The sequence below is a fragment of the Gordonia sp. DT101 genome, assembly GCF_049844895.1.
In the GTDB taxonomy this organism is placed as follows: domain Bacteria; phylum Actinomycetota; class Actinomycetes; order Mycobacteriales; family Mycobacteriaceae; genus Gordonia.
In genome coordinates this window covers 642,121-660,911 of sequence record NZ_JBNCLX010000003.1, presented here as the reverse complement: position 1 = coordinate 660,911, position 18,791 = coordinate 642,121, and the positions used below count along the sequence as shown (strand labels likewise).

At 67.2% G+C, this 18,791-nt stretch carries 18 protein-coding genes; 11 read left to right on the top strand and 7 right to left on the bottom strand.

From position 1 onward, the window contains the following. Positions 1-20 precede the first annotated feature (20 nt). Positions 21-326, top strand: coding sequence for a DUF2537 domain-containing protein (locus ACLQ3I_RS14360; protein ID WP_425790467.1), 306 nt, complete (start codon positions 21-23; stop codon positions 324-326). Positions 327-420: 94 nt separating this feature from the next. Here ACLQ3I_RS14360 and ACLQ3I_RS14355 read toward each other — a convergent pair whose 3' ends face one another. From ACLQ3I_RS14355 to serC, 3 genes are all read right to left on the bottom strand, one after another. After that, a complete protein-coding gene (locus ACLQ3I_RS14355; protein ID WP_425788950.1) occupies positions 421-1,227 on the bottom strand; it encodes a DUF6928 family protein in 807 nt (268 codons plus the stop codon). A 9-nt stretch (positions 1,228-1,236) separates the two neighbouring features. Next, on the bottom strand, positions 1,237-2,238 hold the full coding sequence (gene sepH / locus ACLQ3I_RS14350) for a septation protein SepH (protein ID WP_425788948.1): 1,002 nt from the start codon (positions 2,236-2,238) through the stop codon (positions 1,237-1,239). A 294-nt stretch (positions 2,239-2,532) separates the two neighbouring features. Beyond that, positions 2,533-3,678: a phosphoserine transaminase gene (serC, locus tag ACLQ3I_RS14345; RefSeq protein ID WP_425788946.1), complete on the bottom strand. Its 1,146-nt coding sequence runs from the start codon at positions 3,676-3,678 to the stop codon at positions 2,533-2,535. Between the two features lie 230 nt (positions 3,679-3,908). On the opposite strand from serC, the gene ACLQ3I_RS14340 reads away from it, so the two are divergent. From ACLQ3I_RS14340 to ACLQ3I_RS14330, 3 genes are read left to right on the top strand one after another with little or no spacing between them, the layout of a single operon-like run. Next, a complete protein-coding gene (locus ACLQ3I_RS14340) occupies positions 3,909-4,574 on the top strand; it encodes a TetR family transcriptional regulator (protein ID WP_425802630.1) in 666 nt (221 codons plus the stop codon). Continuing rightward, positions 4,558-5,469 (top strand): ATP-binding cassette domain-containing protein, encoded by a 912-nt coding sequence (locus tag ACLQ3I_RS14335; RefSeq protein WP_425788943.1) that lies wholly within the window; start codon positions 4,558-4,560, stop codon positions 5,467-5,469. The genes ACLQ3I_RS14340 and ACLQ3I_RS14335 overlap by 17 nt, the downstream gene beginning before the upstream one ends. Further along, positions 5,469-7,106, top strand: coding sequence for an ABC transporter permease (locus ACLQ3I_RS14330; RefSeq protein WP_425788941.1), 1,638 nt, complete (start codon positions 5,469-5,471; stop codon positions 7,104-7,106). Before ACLQ3I_RS14335 ends, ACLQ3I_RS14330 begins: the two co-directional genes overlap by 1 nt. A 126-nt stretch (positions 7,107-7,232) precedes the next feature. On the opposite strand, the gene ACLQ3I_RS14325 is transcribed toward ACLQ3I_RS14330, so the two are convergent. Then, on the bottom strand, positions 7,233-8,360 hold the full coding sequence (locus ACLQ3I_RS14325) for a citrate synthase 2 (protein ID WP_425788939.1): 1,128 nt from the start codon (positions 8,358-8,360) through the stop codon (positions 7,233-7,235). 184 nt (positions 8,361-8,544) lie between these two features. Here ACLQ3I_RS14325 and pdxH point away from each other — a divergent pair, with 184 nt between their 5' ends. The 3 genes from pdxH (at position 8,545) to ACLQ3I_RS14310 (ending at position 11,774) form a co-directional block, all read left to right on the top strand. After that, the gene (pdxH, locus tag ACLQ3I_RS14320; protein WP_425790465.1) at positions 8,545-9,240 is read left to right on the top strand and encodes a pyridoxamine 5'-phosphate oxidase; all 696 of its coding nucleotides are present in this window, start codon (positions 8,545-8,547) and stop codon (positions 9,238-9,240) included. Beyond that, on the top strand, positions 9,240-10,508 hold the full coding sequence (locus tag ACLQ3I_RS14315; RefSeq protein ID WP_425788937.1) for an MFS transporter: 1,269 nt from the start codon (positions 9,240-9,242) through the stop codon (positions 10,506-10,508). Before pdxH ends, ACLQ3I_RS14315 begins: the two co-directional genes overlap by 1 nt. 180 nt (positions 10,509-10,688) lie before the next feature. After that, positions 10,689-11,774, top strand: coding sequence for an isopenicillin N synthase family dioxygenase (locus ACLQ3I_RS14310; RefSeq protein WP_425802628.1), 1,086 nt, complete (start codon positions 10,689-10,691; stop codon positions 11,772-11,774). A 173-nt stretch (positions 11,775-11,947) separates the two neighbouring features. Here ACLQ3I_RS14310 and ACLQ3I_RS14305 read toward each other — a convergent pair whose 3' ends face one another. The 3 genes from ACLQ3I_RS14305 to ACLQ3I_RS14295 are packed head-to-tail and all read right to left on the bottom strand — an operon-like array spanning position 11,948 to position 14,575. Next, the gene (locus ACLQ3I_RS14305) at positions 11,948-12,979 is read right to left on the bottom strand and encodes an oxygenase MpaB family protein (RefSeq protein WP_425802626.1); all 1,032 of its coding nucleotides are present in this window, start codon (positions 12,977-12,979) and stop codon (positions 11,948-11,950) included. Between the two features lie 34 nt (positions 12,980-13,013). Beyond that, complete coding sequence (locus tag ACLQ3I_RS14300; protein ID WP_425802624.1) at positions 13,014-13,886, bottom strand: biotin-dependent carboxyltransferase family protein; 873 nt, start codon at positions 13,884-13,886, stop codon at positions 13,014-13,016. A gap of 11 nt (positions 13,887-13,897) precedes the next feature. After that, entirely contained in the window at positions 13,898-14,575 is a 678-nt protein-coding gene (locus ACLQ3I_RS14295; RefSeq protein ID WP_425788931.1) for a 5-oxoprolinase subunit B family protein, read from the bottom strand. An 87-nt stretch (positions 14,576-14,662) separates the two neighbouring features. Between ACLQ3I_RS14295 and ACLQ3I_RS14290 the strand changes: the two genes are divergently transcribed. The 4 genes from ACLQ3I_RS14290 (at position 14,663) to ACLQ3I_RS14275 (ending at position 18,781) form a co-directional block, all read left to right on the top strand. Beyond that, the gene (locus ACLQ3I_RS14290; protein ID WP_425788929.1) at positions 14,663-15,664 is read left to right on the top strand and encodes a carbohydrate kinase family protein; all 1,002 of its coding nucleotides are present in this window, start codon (positions 14,663-14,665) and stop codon (positions 15,662-15,664) included. Positions 15,665-15,674: 10 nt separating this feature from the next. Next, positions 15,675-16,997 (top strand): citrate synthase, encoded by a 1,323-nt coding sequence (locus ACLQ3I_RS14285; protein ID WP_425788928.1) that lies wholly within the window; start codon positions 15,675-15,677, stop codon positions 16,995-16,997. 80 nt (positions 16,998-17,077) lie between these two features. Beyond that, positions 17,078-17,446 (top strand): FKBP-type peptidyl-prolyl cis-trans isomerase, encoded by a 369-nt coding sequence (locus tag ACLQ3I_RS14280; RefSeq protein ID WP_161060126.1) that lies wholly within the window; start codon positions 17,078-17,080, stop codon positions 17,444-17,446. A gap of 54 nt (positions 17,447-17,500) precedes the next feature. Continuing rightward, positions 17,501-18,781 (top strand): cryptochrome/photolyase family protein, encoded by a 1,281-nt coding sequence (locus tag ACLQ3I_RS14275; RefSeq protein ID WP_425790463.1) that lies wholly within the window; start codon positions 17,501-17,503, stop codon positions 18,779-18,781. The last annotated feature ends 10 nt before the right edge of the window (positions 18,782-18,791 follow it).

Sequence of the window (18,791 nt, the reverse complement as noted above, 5' to 3'; positions counted from 1 at the left end):
ATCGCGACAGTCGACGCCGGATGCATCCACTTGCGCCGGATGCCGACCGGGTCGTCGACGAGCCGACGCCGTGGGTTCTCGGTCTGCTGGTGTCGGCGATCTGCGCCCTGTTCGCCACCTGCTTGCTCGTCGGCGTCTACGAACTCATCGGTGGCGTGCTGAGCTGGCTCGGTCTGGCGGCGGTCGCGGTGGTCACCGTCGGACTCGGGTGGACCCTGTGGGATCTGCGTGAGCGACCTGTCTGGCGGTGGATCGTCTGGGGCAGCGTGATCGGCCTGCTGGCCGGATTCGGCTCGACGGTGGCACTCCTCGCGATGGGCCGATGACCGACGGCACGCCGACCGCACGCCGCCGCTTGCCGAACCCCCGTCAGTTGCCGACCACCGTCAGTTGCCGACCCCCATCAGTTGCCGACCACCGTCAGTTGCCGAACCCGAAATACCGGGCGATCCGGCCTCGTTGTCGGGTGGGTCGGACCGGGGCCGCCTGGTCCTGGTCCGGAGATGTGGGACGCGGGGTGCCGTCCGTCGGGCGCTCGACCATCATCTGGCTGCGGTTCCGGTAGTCCCGCCAATCCGATTCTCCCGGTACGTAATCGGCAGGGTGGATCGCGAAGGCGGTGACCGGGATTCGCGACGGGTCGTGGTCGCCTTCGATGCGCGGGTGGGTGAACCGGAAACCCAGCCATTCCCGATTCGCCTGCTCGGCGAGGTGCTGTGGGTGAAACGGCAATCCGAGTGGTTCCGGCGGGACGCCGGGCGCGTAACGGAGAGGGTGCTCGCCGGCCCAGAACTCCCGCTCGAACGGATACGGGAGTCCGCAATCCTCGAAGATGGTGACCGGATCCGCCCCGAACGATCTACGGAGTTCGCCATTCTCCCATCGGGCAAAGATCCCGGTTGCCGTGTCGGGATCCGTGTAGAGCACCGTCGCTGCGGAACTCTGCCGGATGGACGAGATCGTCCGGGTCAGCGTCGATGGCTGGGTGGTCGCGAACAGCGAACAGGTGATGACGGCGAGTCGCCCGTACCACCCGGCGTACACGTGGGCGTCCTGCGCCGCGGCGGCCGTCGCGAGATCGGTGTCCGCGAACGGGACGAGTACCCGGTCGCCGTAGATCGCCTCGGCCAATTTCTGCGCTGCGACAACGTCATTGGTAGGGGAGGCGAGTTCCGCAACCGGGTTGTCGGTGTCGATGAACCAGAGGGTGACCGCGCGTGCCGACACGTCGAGAGACTAGCTGTTGCCGTTGCTGCGGACGCCGAGCAGAACGTCTTCCCACGCGGGGACAGCCGGCTTGCGAGACTTGCGCCGAGGCTTCGCGGACGGGGCAGCAGCCTGATCATCGGTGTGCTCGCCGGAGGCGGTGGTCGCCGCCGGCGCCACCTCGTCGTCGCGATCGGAGGCGTCCGCGGGCCGAGGGTCGGGCTCGGTCCAGGTCGCATCGTCGCGACCGCCGAAATCGATGGCTACGGTGCCGTGCTCGTCGTGGCCCGGTTGCGGTGATCCGCCGCGGGTGCGCTGGGCGTCGATGAGCCGGTCGGCGTCGAGGGTGACCTCGTCATGACCGTCGGCGTTGGTGCCGGCGGCCGGGTCGACCTCTGGGTGCGGCGTCAGGTGCGGGGTCGCCACCGGCGTCAGTCGCCGGCGTGGCGGAATGGACTCGGGATGGGTCAGCTCGTCGGCCAGGTCGTCGAGCGGATCGGCGGTGCCACCGTGGGCGCCGGGTTGGAAACGCCAGTGGGCGTGATTGTCGGTACGCCCGACATGCCAACCGACCTGCACCACCCAGTGGCCGTCGTCGCCCTTCCAGGCGTCCCATTCCACGTCCTGCTGGTTGTGGCCCATCGCGGTCAGGGACTCGGCGACGACTTCACCGAGGGTCGAGACCGACGGACCGTCTTCCCGGATCGGGTGCGACATCGAGGCCAGTTCGGTGGCCCGGGCGCGCTCCAGGAGAACGGGATGGGCGAAACGCTCGATCCTGTCGACCGGAACCCCGGCCAGTGCCGCGACCTCCGGCACACTTGCACCGGCCCGGATTCGGGCCTGTATCTCTCGTGGCCTGAGTGAGCTTTCCATTTCGATCTCGATCTGCCCCAATCGTGAGATGTCACCGCGTGCGGCGGCGCGGAGGCGCTCGTCGGCCGCGATCCGGTACTTCTCACCCGACTCCGGGTCCTGACAGATCACATGGGTGCCATCGGCCTCGACGCCGATTACGCGTAGCTCACGCATCTGCTCCTCCTCCAGTGACCACGAGTGCGGGCATTGGGGTCAGGTTAGACCACCGGTGGGTCGTCGAGCCGTGGGACACGCGGCAAAACCGCAGATCAGCAAGGCTGTGGCGCATGCTGCCACAGGGGCAGATGTGTCACGAGTGACCCATGCGCCACCCTACCCTCCCTCTTGCCGCACACCCCCACCAACGCCAAACACCGCAGCCGCGACGGTTCCCGGCATCCGCGACGTCCAAACGGGGCGCGGATGCCGGAAACCGTCGCGGCTGCGGTTGGGGAAGTCGGGTAAGGGTTACAGGGCGCCGACGACGTGGTCGATGCACTGGGTGAGTTTGGTGATGTCGTCCGGCTCGATCGCCGGGAACATGCCGACGCGCAACTGGTTGCGGCCGAGCTTGCGGTACGGCTCGGTGTCGACGACACCGTTGGCCCGCAGCGTCTTCGCGACCGCGGCGGCATCGACGTCGTCGCTGAAGTCGATCGTCCCGACAACCTGGCTGCGCTGCGACGGGTCGGTGACGAACGGCGTCGCGAACTCACTGGCCTCGGCCCACTGATACAGCCGCGAGCTGCTGTCGGCGGTGCGTGAGACACACCAGTCGAGGCCGCCCTGTCCGAGCATCCACTGGATCTGGTTGTCGAGCAGCAGCAACGATGCAACGGCCGGGGTGTTGTAGGTCTGGTCCTTGCTGCTGTTGTCGACGGCGGTCGGCAACGAGAGGAACTCTGGGCACCACCGGTCGGTCTCGGCGATCTGGTCGATCCGTTCGAGGGCCTTCGGGCTCATCAGGGCGATCCACAGACCGCCGTCCGATGCGAAGCATTTCTGCGGCGCGAAATAGTAGACGTCGGCGTCGGCGACGTTCACCGGCAGACCGCCGGCACCGGAGGTCGCGTCGATGGCCACCAGTGCGTCGTCCGAACCGGCCGGCCGGGTCACCGGCACCGCGACGCCCGTCGAGGTCTCGTTGTGCGCCCATCCGATGAGGTCGATACCGCCGAAGTCATCGGAGGTCAGCGCGGCCGGGTCGGGAGCGGTCCCGGGGTCGGTGGAGATCACCGACGGCGAGTCCAGGAACGGTGCCTTCTTGGCCACGGTGGCGAACTTCGACGAGAACTCGCCGTAGGTCAGGTGGAGGGAACGCTGCTTGATGAGGCCGAACGCCGCGGCGTCCCAGAACGCGGTGGTACCGCCGTTGGAGATGACCACCTGATAGCCCTCCGGCAGCGCGAACAACTCGGCGAGGCCGGCGCGGACGGAGCCCACGACGTTCTTCACCGGTGCCTGGCGGTGGCTGGTGCCGAACACCGATGCGCCGGTGTCGACGAGGGCCTGCAGTTGCTCGGGCCGCACCTTGGACGGACCGCAACCGAAGCGGCCGTCCGACGGCAGAAGGTCGGCGGGGATCGTGATCGGTGCGGTGGCGGTGTCACTCATGTGGCCAATTCTAGGGTTGTGGCGCCAACCACCCACGGCGCGGTCCCTCGTCAGGTTGCTGGTGGCGCCGGCCCGACGGGTCGTTTCGGTGGCCGCGCACCTGCTGTGCAGGCGCGCAGGTCGCGGCCTGCGCGGCCTCGTGGGGGCTACGCGGATGATCTGGGGAGATGGCGCCGGACGGATCGGTGGGGGTGTTGACCGTCACTGAACGTGCGTTTAATGTACTGAACATGCGTTCAATGGACGCCGACGACCGCACCACGCGAGCCCGTCTGCGCGACGCCGCCATCGAGGTGTTCGCCCGTGACGGGTTCTCCGCGACGGTGCGGGCCATCGCCGAGTCGGCGCGCGTCAGCCCCGGTCTGGTGATCCATCACTTCGGCAGCAAGGAGAAGTTGCGGGCGGAGTGTGATGCGCATGTGCTGCGGCAGACCCGCGAAGCCAACCAGGCAGGCCTCGAAACAACTCCGGGTGCAACGGCTTTCGGCGGGTTGCTGGCCAAGATGGACTCGATCGAGGAGGACGGGCCCCGCATCGTCTACCTCATCCGCAGCCTGCAGGCGGGCGGCGACATGGCGCGGGAACTCCTCGGCCATCTCGCCGACGACGCCGAGGAGACGTTCCGAGGCGGGGTGGCGGCCGGCACGATTCGCCCCTCACGCGACGAGAAGGCAAGGGCCCGATACATGGTCGCCCAGTCCATGGGTGCGTTGCTGGTCGATGTGGTCATGCACCCGCCGGACGACTGGGCGGACGCGGGCGCGATCCTGCGGTCCTACGTCGACCGCGTGGTGGTCCCCGCCACCGAGGTGGCCGTCCACGGTGTCATGGCGGACGACTCCCTGCTCGACGCGGTCTTGGCATACCGAGAGGAACACGATGACCCGACAAGATGATCCGGTGATCGACGTGACCGGGCTGCGCAAGCGGTTCGGGTCTTTCCAGGCCCTCGACGGCCTGGACCTACAGGTGCGTGGTGGCGAGGTGGCCGGGTTCCTCGGTCCCAACGGTGCGGGCAAGTCGACGACGATCCGGGTTGTGCTGGGGATGTACCGGCACGACGGCGGCCGGGTCCGGGTGTTCGGTGCCGACCCGCTCGCCGACGCGGTGTCGATCCACCGGCGCCTCGCCTACGTACCGGGCGACGTGAGTCTGTGGCCGCAACTCTCGGGCGGTGAATGCATCGACCTGCTGCTGTCCCTGCGTGACCTGCGGGTCGAATCTGCCACGCGCAAGGCCGAACTCATCGATCGATTCGAGCTCGACCCCACCAAGAAATCGTCGACCTACTCGAAGGGGAACCGCCAGAAGGTCGCGCTGATCGCGGCGTTGTGCGCCGACACCGAGCTGTTGATCCTCGACGAACCGACCTCCGGACTCGACCCGCTGATGACGCGCGAGTTCGCGGATTGTGTCGCCGAACGAGCCCGTACCGGGTCGGCGGTACTCATGTCGAGTCACATCCTCGCCGAGGTGGAGGAGCTGTGCGAGACAGTGACCATCATCCGTGCAGGGAAGACGGTTCAGTCGGGCACCCTCGCCGAGCTGCGGCACCTACGTCGATCGCGTGTGACGGCGACGGTCGAGGGTGATGCGTCGGGCCTGGCCGACCTGCCGGACGTGCACGATTTCACGACCGACGGCGACGGTGTGAGTTTCACGGTGGCCGATGGTGGTCTGGCCGCGGTCACGACCGCCCTGGCCGGACTGGACGTCCGAACCCTGTCCGTCGAACCACCGAGCCTCGAGGAACTGTTCCTGCACGCATATGGCGACAAGGAGCCGGCGTGATGGCGGCGCCGACGATCACCCCGGCATCTTCATCGACCGAGGGCGGGCGCGACCTGCTCGCGAAGTCCGGTCGGCTCGTGCGGCTGATGACGCGTCGCGAGCGATGGATCATCGTGATCACTCTGGTGGTCTTCCTGCTGATCAACCTGTCCACCGCCGCGACCATCAGTAGTTCGTATCCGACATCGGAGAAGCGAGCGGCCTTGCAGGTCGGCGCCGGATCGAACTCGGCCTTCCGATTCCTGCTCGGACCACTGGACCACGTCGATTCCGCTGCCGCGGTGACCGTGTGGCGGGCCGGGCTGTTCATGATCGCGGCGCTCGCGGTGTGCGCCGTGATGATGGTGGTCCGGCAGACGCGGAAGGAGGAAGAACTCGGGCGGGCAGAACTGCTTCGTGCGGGCGCCACCGGCCCGTTGGCCTCGCTGTGGGCGGCGACCGTGGTGTCGACGGCCTTCTGCGTGGTCGTCGCCCTGGGGATGTCGGTCATGCTGTTCCCGCTGGGAGCCGGCGTCGGCGATGTGATCGCGGTGTTCGCGCAGTACGTGACGACTGCGATGGCCGCTGTCGGGGTCGCCTTGGTGTCGGCCCAGATCGCCAAGACGTCGCACATCGCCAACCTGACCGCGAGTTCGATCGTGCTCGCCGGCTACGTGCTGCGCGGTGTCGCCGACGTCGATGACACGTGGTCGTGGTTGCGCTGGATCACGCCGGTCGGGTGGGCCGAACTCATCGATCCGTTCGGCGCGAACAACCCTTGGCCGGCCGTCGCATCGCTCGCCGTTGCGGTCCTCGGCGTCGGCCTTGCGGCCCGGTTCGCCCTCGGGCGCGACCTGGACGCGGGATTGATCTCGCCACGTCCCGGGCCGGCGTCATCGACGAGGTTGTCGTCGGTCAGGGCCGTCGCGGTGCGGTTGTCGGGCTCGTTGCTCTATTCGTGGACTTCAGCAATCACGTTGTACGCGTTGGTCATCGGATTTCTCCAACCGTCGGTGGACGAGTTGGCCGGAGACAACGAACAGATGCGTCGGGTGCTGGAGCAGTCGGGTCTGCAGGGTGATCTGAGCACGCTGTTCGGCTCGACGATGATGACCTTCCTCGCCGTGGCGGCGAGCGCGTGGTCGGTCAATGTGGTGACACGGATGCGATCGGAGGAGGTGTCGTCGCGCACCGAGGTGCTGCTCGTCACCCCGACGTCGCGATCGAGATACCTGGCCGTGTACGCGGCGACCGCCGCTGTCGGGGTCGTGGTGATCCTCATCGCTGCCGCGCTCGGCATGACGGTGGGTAACGGCGTGGCCGGTGGGGGTTGGAGCGCGGCGGGCGACAACCTCGCGGCCGCCGGAGTGCAGATCCCGGCGGCGCTGCTCGTCAGTGGTATCGCCGTCGCGCTCTACGCGTTTCGGCCGATGCTGGTCCCGGTCGGCTGGCTGGTGGTGATCGCCGCGCTGTTTCTCGGGCCGCTGTCGGGGATGTTCAGCCTGCCGCAGTGGGCCCGCGACCTCTCTCCGTTCTCCCACGCCCCGGCGGTGCCGCTGGAACCGATGCAATGGCTCCCGATCGTGGTGCTGCTGGCCATCGCAGCGCTGTTCGCCGTTGCCGCCCAACTCGCCTTCCACCGTCGCGACATCGGCTGAGGCCGACACCGGCTGAGGCCGACACCGGCCAGAGGTTCTGGCCGCAGTTCCGTGTTCCGGCTTCGAGCTGATCCTGCGGCCAGAAGCCGAAAGTGCGGCCGGAACGGCAGGCAAGGGCAAGGGGGGTCAGAGGCCGGGCTTCACCAATTCGCCCCAACCGGCGACATCTTCGGGACGACGCGGCGCCGGTCCCGTGTAGATCGCGGCCGGTCGGACGAGTTTGCCCAGGCGCTTCTGTTCGAGGATGTGTGCACACCAGCCCGCGGTGCGGCCGCAGGTGAACATCGCGGGCATCATGTGCGTCGGCACCTCGGCGAAGTCGAGGATCACGGCGGCCCAGAACTCCACGTTGGTCTCGATGGCCCGATCGGGGCGGCGTTCGCGCAGTTCGGTCAGCGCGGCCTGTTCGAGGGCCGCCGCGATCTCGTAGCGGGGTACGTCGAGTTCCTGCGCGGTGCGGCGCAGCACCCGGGCCCGGGGGTCCTCGGCCCGGTAGACACGGTGACCGAAGCCCATCAGCTTCTCCTTGCGGTCCAGCACCCCCCTGACCAGGCCGCGGGCATCGCCGGTGCGCTCGACCTCCTCGATCATCGGCAGCACGCGGGCCGGTGCGCCGCCGTGCAGCGGGCCCGACATCGCGCCGATCGCTCCCGACAGCGAGGCCGCGACGTCGGCTCCGGTGGACGCGATCACCCGGGCGGTGAAGGTGGAGGCGTTGAGACCGTGTTCGGCGGCGCTGACCCAATACGCATCGATCGCCCGGATGTGCTTGGGGTCCGGATCGCCCTTCCAGCGGGTCATGAAGCGCGCGGTGACTGTGTCACAGTCGTCGATGACGTGCTGGGGGACGGCCGGTTGATGGATGCCGCGAGCCGACTGCGCGACATAGGAGAGCGCCATCACCGACGCCCGCGCGAGATTGGCGCGCGCGGTGGCGTCGTCGATGTCGAGTAGCGGTTGGTATCCCCAGATCGGCGCCAGCATCGCCAGCGCCGCCTGGACATCGACTCGCACGTCGCCGGTGTGGATGGGCAGCGGGAACGGTTCGGCCGGGGGGAGGCCGTCGCCGAAACGGCCGTCCACCAGGAGCGCCCAGACATCGGCGAAAGTGACGTGATTCTCGACCAGGTCTTCGATGTCGACCCCGCGATAACGGAGATTGCCGCCGTCCTTGTCCGGTTCGGCGATGTCGGTGGTGAACGCGACAACGCCCTCCAGTCCTGAGACGAAATCGTCGGGAACACTGTTCGCCATGGTGACCACCTATCTCGAAAAAACGTCATCGTGGGCGGCGCTGTCGGTGATGTCCGGCGTACCGGACCGAGCACCCACTTGGACTGTAGGGCAGCCGCGCGCCCAGGGGTGTACCGGGGAGTAACAGGCGTGTCCGGGGAGTAGCCTCACGCACGTGCCGGATGAACCGATTGACCTGCCGAACATGCGTGTCGGCTACGGCGGTGGCATTCCGCCCAACATCGGCGAGGGCGACCGGGCAGCCGGCGCCGACGGGATCCGCGAGAACCTGGACCCGAGTTGGCTCCGCGGAGATCCGCCGTGGGTGGATCTGTTCACCGTGTGGCTGCGCGAGGCGATCGAGGCGCGAATCCCCGAACCCAATGCCATGGTGCTCGGCACGGTCGACGCCGACGGTCATCCCGCGACCCGGACGGTGCTCTGCAAGGGCGCCGATGCGGCAGGCATCGTGTTCTTCACCGGCTACGACTCGGACAAGGGCCGCCACCTGGCCGCCGATCCGTATGCCTCGGTGACGTTCCCGTGGATCGCGCTCGAGCGCCAGGTCAACGTCCGCGGTCGCGTCGATCACGTCGGCATGGAGGAGACCCATGCCTACTGGTTCAACCGCCCGCGTGGTTCGCAACTCTCGGCCTACGCCTCCGAACAGTCCCGGCCGATCGGCAGCCGGACCGATCTCGAGGCCAAGGCCGCGGCGGTCGCGGAGGAGTTCGGCGGGTTCGACGACGGCGCCGAGATCCCGGTGCCGGCCGACTGGGGCGGCTTCCGCCTGGTTCCGACCGTCGTCGAATTCTGGCAGGGGCGCGCCAATCGTCTGCACAACCGCGTGCGCCTGACGTTGCTCGACGACGGCTGGCGGGCGGAAAGACTCCAGCCCTGATGGCCAGACTCCTGGCCGACACCACGCCGCTGCGCAACGCCTACTTCCGACGTCTGTGGCTCGCGAACATCGTCACGGTCATCGGTGCACAGCTCACCGTGGTCGCGGTGCCCGCACAGATCTATCAGATCACCGGTAGCTCTGCATATGTCGGACTGACCGGCATCTTCGGACTCGTCCCGCTGGTCGTGTTCGGACTCTGGGGCGGCGCGCTGGCAGACGTCTTCGATCGCCGCACCCTGCTGATCATCTCGACACTGGGGCTCATCGCCTGTAGCGCCCTGTTCTGGGCGCAGGCTGCCGCCGGTGTTCGAAATGTCTGGATCATCCTGTCGCTCTTCGCCGTTCAGCAGGCCTTCTTCGCCGTCAACCAGCCAACCCGCAGTGCGGTGCTGCCACGGCTGTTGCCGGATCGCGAACTGCCCGCGGCGTTGTCGCTGAACATGACCGTGATGCAGGCGGGTGCCATCGCGGGTCCGCTCATCGGTGGTGCCCTGATCCCATGGCTCGGGTATTCATTGCTCTACCTCGTGGACACCGTCTTCCTGGTGCCGACGCTCCTCGCGGTCATCCTGCTGCCGTCGTTGCGGCCAGAGGGCGACGACCGACCCAAGACTCCCGGTCTGCGGTCGGTCATCGACGGCCTCAAATACCTGGCAGGCCACAAGATCCTGATGGCGTCGTTCCTGGTCGACCTCATCGCGATGATCTTCGGAATGCCCCGTGCCCTCTTCCCACAGATGGCGCACGAGAACTTCGGCGGGCCATCCGGCGGCGGCATCGCGTTCGCGCTCCTGTTCACCGCCATCTCGGCCGGGGCCGTCGTCGGCGGCATCTTCTCCGGGTGGGTCAGTCGCGTCGAGCGGCAGGGACTCGCGGTCATCGTGTGCGTCATCGTCTGGGGCCTGGCCATGGCGGGTGTCGGCGTCGCCGTGGGCTTTGCCGGCGGCACGTCGTTGCCGATGCTGCCCGTGGCACTGGTCTTCCTCATGATCGGTGGTGCCGCCGACATGGCGTCGGCGGCGTTCCGCCAGTCGATCCTGCTGGCCGCGGCGACCGACGACCTCCGTGGCCGCCTGCAGGGAGTGTTCACCGTGGTGGTCGCCGGTGGCCCGCGGATCGCCGACGTCGTCCACGGTGCCGCCGCTGCCTCGATCGGGGTCGCGGTGACCACCACAGCGGGTGGACTCCTGGTCGTCGTGCTGACCATCGTTGCCGCTCTGGCGATCCCGGCGTTCGTCGCATATCGCGTCGGTCAGCACGCCTGACCCCGCAAAGCCCCCAGAGTTACGCCGTGCGCAGGCACACCATTGACGACACGCCGGTGAACCCCCGGTTGGGCGGGCGTTATTCCGGGGTGTTTGTCGGGAATGCCCCAGGCGGCATGCCCGACACGCGGGCGACAGCACGTATCGGCTGATCAGCGAGGTCGGCGATTCGATGCCACTATGGGTGCCATGAGCGCGGTCGTCGACAACCCCGCGGGGACCTTTTCGGTGCCCATCATCGACATCACCCCGTACACCGGCAACGGAAGTGCGGCTGATCGTGCTGTCGTCGCCGACCAGATCGACAATGCCGCCAGTGCCGTGGGGTTCATCCAGATCGTCGGGCATCAGATCCCGTCCGTGGTGATCGACGAGTTCACGGCCGTGATGGACGACTTCTTCGCGTTGCCACTGGAGCGGAAGAAGGCCTACCGCACCCCGCCGGAGATCAACCGGGGCTACGCGCCACCGAAGTCGGAGTCGTTGTCACTGAGCCTTGGCGTCGAGCCTGCCGATCGGATGAACGACTTCTTCGAGGCTTTCAACGTCGGAGTGGAGGCGACCAACTATCCGGGTCTCGAACTGCCGGAGGATCAGTACGCCGGCAACACGTGGCCGGCCGTGGATCATTTCGAGGCTGCGGTGTCGGCGTATTTCGCCGAGGACGCACGGGTGGCACACACGCTGACCCGGATCTTCGCCGACGCACTTGACCTCCCGCCGGACTTCTTCGACGGTTACACCGATCACTCGCTCGACGTGCTCCGGATGAACAACTACGCCCTGCCGCCCGGCGAGGTGGAACTCGACGGTGAGCTGACCGGGATGGGCGAGCACACCGACTACGGCATCGTCACGGTGCTGTGGGCCGATCAGGTCAAGGGGCTGCAGGTGCTCGATCGCGGCGGCGTCTGGCACGACGTCGAACCCGCCGACGGGGCGCTGCTGATCAACCTCGGTGACCTCATGGCGCGCTGGACGAACGAGCGGTGGATGTCGACGCTGCACCGCGTCAAACCGCCGGTGGTGGACGGGACCGTCGAGCGCAGGCGATCCGCCGCGTTCTTCCATGACGGCAACATCGACGCCACCATCTCCACGTTGCCGTCCTGCGTCGGCGCCGGAAGCCGCTACTCGCCGATCACGGTGGGCGAACACATCGGCGCCAAACTGGCCGGCTCCCGTGCCGGACAATCGAATCCGTATGCGCGCCGGGAGGCGCAGCGGGTGCGGCAGGCGATGCGCCGGGGGCTGGGACAGCAGTAGGGAATCTGTTGCAGGCCGGGAGATCTCGATACGGGTCCTCGCTGCGCTCGGTCCCTACTCGATCGGCGGGGAGGATGCCGGGCCTCGCTGGGCTCGGTTCCTACTCGATCGGCGGGGAGGATGCCGGTCCTCGCTGCGCTCGGTTCGTACTCGATCGGCGGGGAGGCCGGGGATCAGTTCTCGCTGACGCGGCCCGGATAGGTGGCCCGTCGCGCAGCGTGCACCGGGCAGTAGTGCATCGGGTTGTCGCGCTCGGGTTCCGGTGGGAGATTACGAGCCGGCGTCTCCACGAGCGGGGCGTCGGGGGCCACCCGGCCATCGACCCGATCCCATGCGTCGCGCGGACGTGGATGGCGCAGAAAGCGTTTCGGGAGCAGGCGGTGCATCACGAGGTTGATCGTCCGGCCCAGCAGGCGGAAGCGCCTCTCGTCACGGTCGGTCCATGGCAGCCCCATCAACTCGCGGATCGGCTCGTCGTAGAAACCGGTGGTGAGCCAGGTGAAGAAGCGCTGATTGGTCTCGGCCATGTAGCGGAACCACAACGTCTCCGGAATGAACCGCAGGAACGGGGGCGGCGGCAGTTGTCCGATGTCGAGAACGGTCCGGACCGCCGGATGGTCGCGAAGGACGTTGCGGCACATGTAGTCCCAGTATTCGAGGAAGTCCTCGTACGTGTCCGGCACCGGTCGCATCGACACGCCGTACATCGCGTACCACGCCTTGGACTCCTCGAAGAGCTGACGCTTCTGATCCTCGGTCAGCCACGGGCCGAAGCGTTCGCAGAGCCGTACATTGCCATACCAGAACGTAGCGTGTGCCCAGTAGAAGACGTCCGGATCCAACGCGTGGTAGCGCGTGCCGTCCTCCATCTGGCCCTTGATGTCCCGGTGATAGTCGCGCACCTCACGGCCGGTCGCGGTGCCGCCGTCGAAGACCACACCGCTGATGGGGTAGAGCGAGCGCATCAGTCGCTGCCATCGTTCACCGAAGAAGTCGGAATGCTCCCAGACGGCCGCCCCGAGCTTCGGGTGCATGTTCTGCATCGAGCCGGCCCACAGGCCCTGGAACATGCCGGTCCAGGTGCCCCAGATCTGCCAGGTCAGCGAGTCCGGTCCGAGTGGTGCGTAATCCTCGGGCCGCGGCGTCGGGGCGCCCTCGGGTCCGTCAGTCGTGGCGTCCGCAGATTTCGTCAGCACCTCGGTCATGAGACGAAAGTCTAGGATCGTCTCAGCCGGACTGTCAACGACGGTGGAATCGGATCCGTTGTCCCGCGACGAGTTGGGCGGCGTGGTCGACAGCGGCCGGGGTGAGCACCGCGATGACCGGATAGCCACCGGTCACCGGGTGATCGGCGAGGAAGATCACCGGTCGTCCACTCGGTGGGACCTGCACGGCACCGTGCGGCACACCTTCGGAGGCGAGCTCGGGGGCATCGGCGCGATGGACGACGAGTGGGTGGTCCGACTCGGCCGGTCTGTCCAGTCGCACGCCGACCCGATTGCTGTCCGGGCTGACCTCCCAGATCCCGTGCGTGAGGTCCCGGGGCTCCTCGACCAATTCTCGACGTGGACCGTCCGACGCCTCGAGGGTGACGACCTCGGGCTCGCCATTGTCGACCGGCGCGGCGGAGATCGCCGGCCATGGAGCCGTGGCGTGCCCGATAGGGACTTCGACGTCGGCGGCGAGCGGTTCGGGACCGAGGCCGGAAAGGGTGTCGGTGGAACGGGAGCCCAGTACCGCGGTCACGTCGAAACCGCCGCGGACGGCCACGTAGTTGCGGCAGCCTCGGGTGGGTGTGTCGATGGTGAGTTCGGCGCCGTCGGGAAGGGGGGCCGCGGCGGCATTGCCGACCGGAGACCCGTCGACGCGGACCTCCGCACGCGCACCGGTCACGGCGATCACCAGGGTCCCGTGTGCGCGAATCCGTAACCCGCCCAACGTCGTCTCGATGACGGCGGTGGATTCGGGATTGCCGACGAGGCGGTTCGCCAGCGTCAGCGATGAGCGATCGGCGCCGCCCGAACGCGGCACGCCGAGATGTGCATAACCCGATCGGCCCAAATCCTGCACGGTCGACAGCGGGCCCGGGTCGAGCACGGTGACGGACTTCACGGCCGGAGTCCTCACGATCCGGCGTCGGCGTCGACGAAGCAGATGAGTGTGCCGGGTTCGAGAAGTGCCGGCGGAGAATTGTCTTCGTCCCACATCGACTGTTCGGTGTGCCCGATCAGGTGCCAACCGCCCGGGCTGACCCGTGGGTAGACGGCACTGTAGCCGGCGGCGATGGCGACGGACCCGGCCGGCACCCGGGTCCGCGACTCGCTGCGACGGCCCACATCCCGGAACGGATGATCTGAGTTCTGTTGCGGGACGAGATAACCGAATCCAGGTGCGAATCCCATGAACTGGACCTGCCAGGTGGTGTCCCGATGGATCGCGGAGACCTCGTCCGGGTTGAGGTCGAGCAGATCGGCGACGTCGGCGAGATCTGGTCCGTCGTAGGAGACCGGGATGCGGATCTCGGAGGTGGTCGAGTCGTCGGTGGCGCCGGGCGCCACGGAGGTCCGCAGTGCGCGATGGATACCCAGCACGTCGATCCCGCGGCCGGGTTCGGCCTGCACCAGCAGCGTCTGCGCGGTCGGGATCACCTCGATGGCGTGCAGGGTTCCGGCCTGTACGGCACGCCGCAACGCGGCCGCCGCCGTGCCGACAGCGTGCAGCGGCGCTGTGTCGGTGGCGGAGTCGAGGTCGGTGGCGAAGTCGAGCAGCACCGCGTCGGGCCCGGCGGGTAACTCTCGCATGTGCACAACCTACCGGTGCATCGACGAATAGTGCCGGTGGAGTCGGCCGTCGATGGCAGGATTGTCGGCAACTCCGGAGGTGTCCTGATGCGTGAGATCGTGATCTGCGGCGAAGCACTCGTCGACGTCGTCGCAGCCCGCACACCGGTCGGTACCGGCCGACTGGCCGCGCTCCAGCCGGCACTCGGCGGCGGCCCTTTCAACGTGGCCGTGACCCTCGGCCGGCTGGGCAGTGCCGTCTCGCTGTGTACGGCGGTGTCCACCGACACCTATGGCGACGCGATCGTCGCAGCGCTCCAGGCCGGCGGGGTCGGAACCGGGCACGTGCAACGGCGTCGCGAGCCGACCTCGCTGGCGCTCGCGACGATCGGCACCGACGGCGCCGCGCATTATTCGTTCTACGTGGAGGGCACGGCCGACCGTCTGGTCGAGGAGCCGGGAGTCTTCCCGCAGACCGTCGCGGCGGTGTGTTTCGGCACCCTGTCGCTGGTGCTGGAACCCGGTGCGTCGGTGTACGAGTCGCTCATCCGCCGCTGTCACGACGAAGGGCGTCTCGTGGTGATCGACCCGAACATCCGGCCGGCGGTGATCGCCGACCACGACGCGTACCGGCGTCGTTTCGCGTCCTGGATGGACGCGGTGGACATCGTCAAACTCTCCGATGAGGACGCCGACTGGCTCTCGGCGGGTCCGGCGGGCACCGGCCCCGACGCCTGGCTCGCCGCAGGCGTCACCGCGGTGATCACGACCGCCGGTCCGGACGGGATCACGGTGACCACAGCTGCGGCGGCGGTCACATCACCGGCGCCGAAGGTGCAGGTCAGCGACACGATCGGAGCAGGGGACAGCGTCGTCGGTGGAGTGCTGCGCCACCTGGAGAACCTCGGCGCGCTCTCACCTCGCGCAGTGGCCGAACTGAGTGCCGAAGAGTGGCTGGCGACCGCTGAGTTCGCAGGTCAGGTAGCCGCCGTCACCGTTTCACGGCCGGGCGCGGACCCTCCGTGGGCGGGCGAGCTGCGAAGCGACTACGTTGATAAGCAACAGCATCCTTACCCGGATCTGCGTAGTACAAGACTCTCACCTGAGTAAAGGGGTTCGTGTGTCCGCTGAAACAGTCCCAGCTGACCAGGCGTCCGATACGGCATCAGCGACGTTCACCTACCCCGGTGGTCAGCTGGAGCTTCCGATCCTGAAGGCCACCGAGGGTTCCGACTCGGTCGGACTGGGCAAACTCCTCGCCGAGACCGGCCTGACCACCTTCGATGGCGGCTTTGTCAACACCGCGTCGACCAAGTCGGCGATCACCTACATCGACGGTGACGCAGGCATCCTGCGGTACCGCGGTATCCCGATCGACCAGCTCGCGGAGAAGTCCACCTTCATCGAGGTCAGCTATCTGCTCATCTACGGTGAGCTGCCGACGCCCGCGCAGCTCGAGGACTTCACGGACAAGATCCGGAGGCACACCCTCCTGCACGAGGATCTGAAGCGCTTCTTCGACGGCTTCCCGCGTAACGCCCACCCGATGCCGGTGCTGTCGAGCGCGGTGAACGCCCTCTCGGCCTACTACCAGGACTCGCTTGACCCCAAGGATCCCGAGCAGGTCGAGCTGTCGACGATCCGACTCTTGGCCAAGCTGCCCACGATCGCGGCCTACGCGTACAAGAAGTCGGCCGGTCAGCCGTTCCTCTATCCGGACAACTCGCTGAGCCTCGTCGAGAACTTCCTGCGCATGACGTTCGGCTTCCCGGCCGAACCGTACGAGGTCGACCCGAAGGTCGCCAAAGCCCTCGACATGCTGTTCATCCTGCATGCCGATCACGAACAGAACTGTTCGACCTCGACCGTGCGTCTCGTGGGGTCGTCACAGGCCAATCTGTTCACGTCGATCTCCGGCGGCATCAACGCGCTGTGGGGTCCGCTGCACGGCGGTGCCAACCAGGCCGTGCTCGAGATGCTCGAGGACATCAAGCAGTCCGGCGGCGACACCCAGGCCTTCATGAACAAGGTCAAGAACAAAGAAGACGGCGTGAAGCTCATGGGCTTCGGTCACCGTGTCTACAAGAACTACGACCCGCGTGCTGCGATCGTCAAGAAGACCGCCGACCAGATCCTGGAATCACTTGGCGTGCAAGATGATCTGCTCGACATTGCGAAGGGCCTCGAAGATGTTGCGCTGAGCGACGACTACTTCATCGAGCGCAAGCTGTACCCGAATGTCGACTTCTACACCGGCGTCATCTACCGTGCAATGGGCTTTCCGACCCGGATGTTCACAGTGCTGTTCGCACTCGGCCGGCTGCCCGGATGGATCGCGCACTGGCGTGAGATGCACGCGGATCCGTCCGGCAAGATCGGCCGCCCGCGTCAGCTGTACACGGGCTACACCGAACGCGACTACGTGAACATGGGACAGCGCTGACGCGCCGGAAGGCCTGAGATCGGCGCCACGTACGCCGATCTGACCAGACACCTGATCCGACGACTCAAAGGAGAGTCCCGTTGACCAGCACAGAGAAGCCCGTAGTCGAATTCCCGGAGGGTCCCGCTCCCGCCGAACTGCAGGTCAAAGACCTCATTGTCGGTGAAGGCGCCGAGGCGCAGAGTGGTGGCGTGGTCGACGTGCACTACGTCGGCGTCGAATACGACACCGGCGAAGAGTTCGACTCCTCCTGGGACCGTGGTCAATCGGCGAACTTTCCGCTCGACCGGCTGATCCCGGGCTGGCAGGAGGGTATTCCCGGCATGAAGGTCGGCGGCCGCCGGCAGCTGACGGTTCCGCCGCAGCTCGCCTACGGTCCGGCAGGGGCCGGTCATCGACTCTCGGGCAAGACACTGGTGTTCGTCATCGATCTGCTGGGCGTGGGATAGCCGCTCCGGCAGGCGAGCGAGCGGGCCGGGTTCGTGCCGTCGGCACCGTCGGTGCTGTGGCTCAGACGCGATCTGCGTCTGAGTGACCTTCCGCCCCTCATCGCCGCCCATGACGGCGGTGACCAGATCCTGATCTGTTTCGTCGTGGACCCGAGGCTCGAGAAGTCTTCGGGTCCACGACGTCTCAGCTTCCTGTTCGACTCACTCCGAGAACTCGACGACAAGCTCTCCGGCCGTCTGCTGGTGGTGCGTGGCAGGCCGGAGGAAGAGATCCCGCGGGTGGTGGCCGCAGTCGACGCCGCGTCGGTTCACGTGAGCGACGACTTCTCTCCGTTCGGACGACGGCGCGATGCGACCGTTGCCGAGGCGCTCGGGGACATACCTCTCGAGGCCACCGGTTCTCCATATCTCGTCTCGCCCGGCCGGGTCACCAAGCCGGACGGCGATCCGTACAAGGTGTTCACCCCGTATTTCCGGGCGTGGTGCCGACATGGCTGGCGGCGGCCCGCATCGTCGGCGGTGGCTGTCTCGGACCTGTTGAACCCCAGCAATATTCGTCACTCGGGACGCATCCGGGTGCCGGCCGCTCCGGCGACACTCGAGATCCCCGCAGGCGAGGACGCTGCACTGGCGCGCTGGTCGGAGTTCGTCGGCGACGATCTCGAGGACTACGAAACGGGCCGCGACAGACCGGATCTCGATGTGAGCAGCCGGATGTCGGCCTATCTGAAGTTCGGCAACATCCATCCCCGGACGATGGCCGCCGACCTGGGCCGGTCTATGGGCGCTCAGGCGTATCTCCGGGAACTCGCGTTTCGGGACTTCTACGCCTCGGTGCTCTACCACTGGCCGGACAGCTTGTGGCACAACTGGAATCGTCAGTTCGACGACATCGAACTCGACACCGACGCCGATGCGCACCGGCGCTTCGATGCGTGGAAGGAGGGGCGGACCGGCTTCCCGATCGTCGATGCCGGCATGCGTCAGCTCGCCGAGACCGGCTTCATGCACAACCGCGTCCGGATGATCGCGGCGTCGTTCCTGGTCAAGGATCTACACCTGCCCTGGTGGTGGGGTGCGCGATGGTTCCTCGATCAGCTCGTCGACGGGGACATGGCGTCCAATCAGCATGGATGGCAGTGGGCGGCGGGCACCGGGACCGATGCGGCGCCGTACTTTCGGGTCTTCAACCCAGAGACCCAGCGACGGCGGTTCGATCCCGACGGCGCGTACGTGCGCCGGTGGGTGCCGGAGGTCGACGATGATCACCCCGACCCCATCGTCGACCACAAGGCGGAACGCGAAGAGGCTCTTCGACGCTTTCGCCAGATCTGATGTCCTTCGC

What these genes read in the sequence shown, in the direction of transcription:
- ACLQ3I_RS14360 (WP_425790467.1), top strand. Translation starts at nt 21, where the DNA reads ATGCATCCACTTGCGCCGGATGCCGACCGGGTCGTCGACGAGCCGACG.
- sepH (WP_425788948.1), bottom strand. Translation starts at nt 2,238, where the DNA reads ATGCGTGAGCTACGCGTAATCGGCGTCGAGGCCGATGGCACCCATGTG.
- serC (WP_425788946.1), bottom strand. Translation starts at nt 3,678, where the DNA reads ATGAGTGACACCGCCACCGCACCGATCACGATCCCCGCCGACCTTCTG.
- ACLQ3I_RS14340 (WP_425802630.1), top strand. Translation starts at nt 3,909, where the DNA reads ATGCGTTCAATGGACGCCGACGACCGCACCACGCGAGCCCGTCTGCGC.
- ACLQ3I_RS14335 (WP_425788943.1), top strand. Translation starts at nt 4,558, where the DNA reads ATGACCCGACAAGATGATCCGGTGATCGACGTGACCGGGCTGCGCAAG.
- ACLQ3I_RS14330 (WP_425788941.1), top strand. Translation starts at nt 5,469, where the DNA reads ATGGCGGCGCCGACGATCACCCCGGCATCTTCATCGACCGAGGGCGGG.
- ACLQ3I_RS14325 (WP_425788939.1), bottom strand. Translation starts at nt 8,360, where the DNA reads ATGGCGAACAGTGTTCCCGACGATTTCGTCTCAGGACTGGAGGGCGTT.
- pdxH (WP_425790465.1), top strand. Translation starts at nt 8,545, where the DNA reads ATGCGTGTCGGCTACGGCGGTGGCATTCCGCCCAACATCGGCGAGGGC.
- ACLQ3I_RS14315 (WP_425788937.1), top strand. Translation starts at nt 9,240, where the DNA reads ATGGCCAGACTCCTGGCCGACACCACGCCGCTGCGCAACGCCTACTTC.
- ACLQ3I_RS14310 (WP_425802628.1), top strand. Translation starts at nt 10,689, where the DNA reads ATGGGTGCCATGAGCGCGGTCGTCGACAACCCCGCGGGGACCTTTTCG.
- ACLQ3I_RS14305 (WP_425802626.1), bottom strand. Translation starts at nt 12,979, where the DNA reads ATGACCGAGGTGCTGACGAAATCTGCGGACGCCACGACTGACGGACCC.
- ACLQ3I_RS14295 (WP_425788931.1), bottom strand. Translation starts at nt 14,575, where the DNA reads ATGCGAGAGTTACCCGCCGGGCCCGACGCGGTGCTGCTCGACTTCGCC.
- ACLQ3I_RS14290 (WP_425788929.1), top strand. Translation starts at nt 14,663, where the DNA reads ATGCGTGAGATCGTGATCTGCGGCGAAGCACTCGTCGACGTCGTCGCA.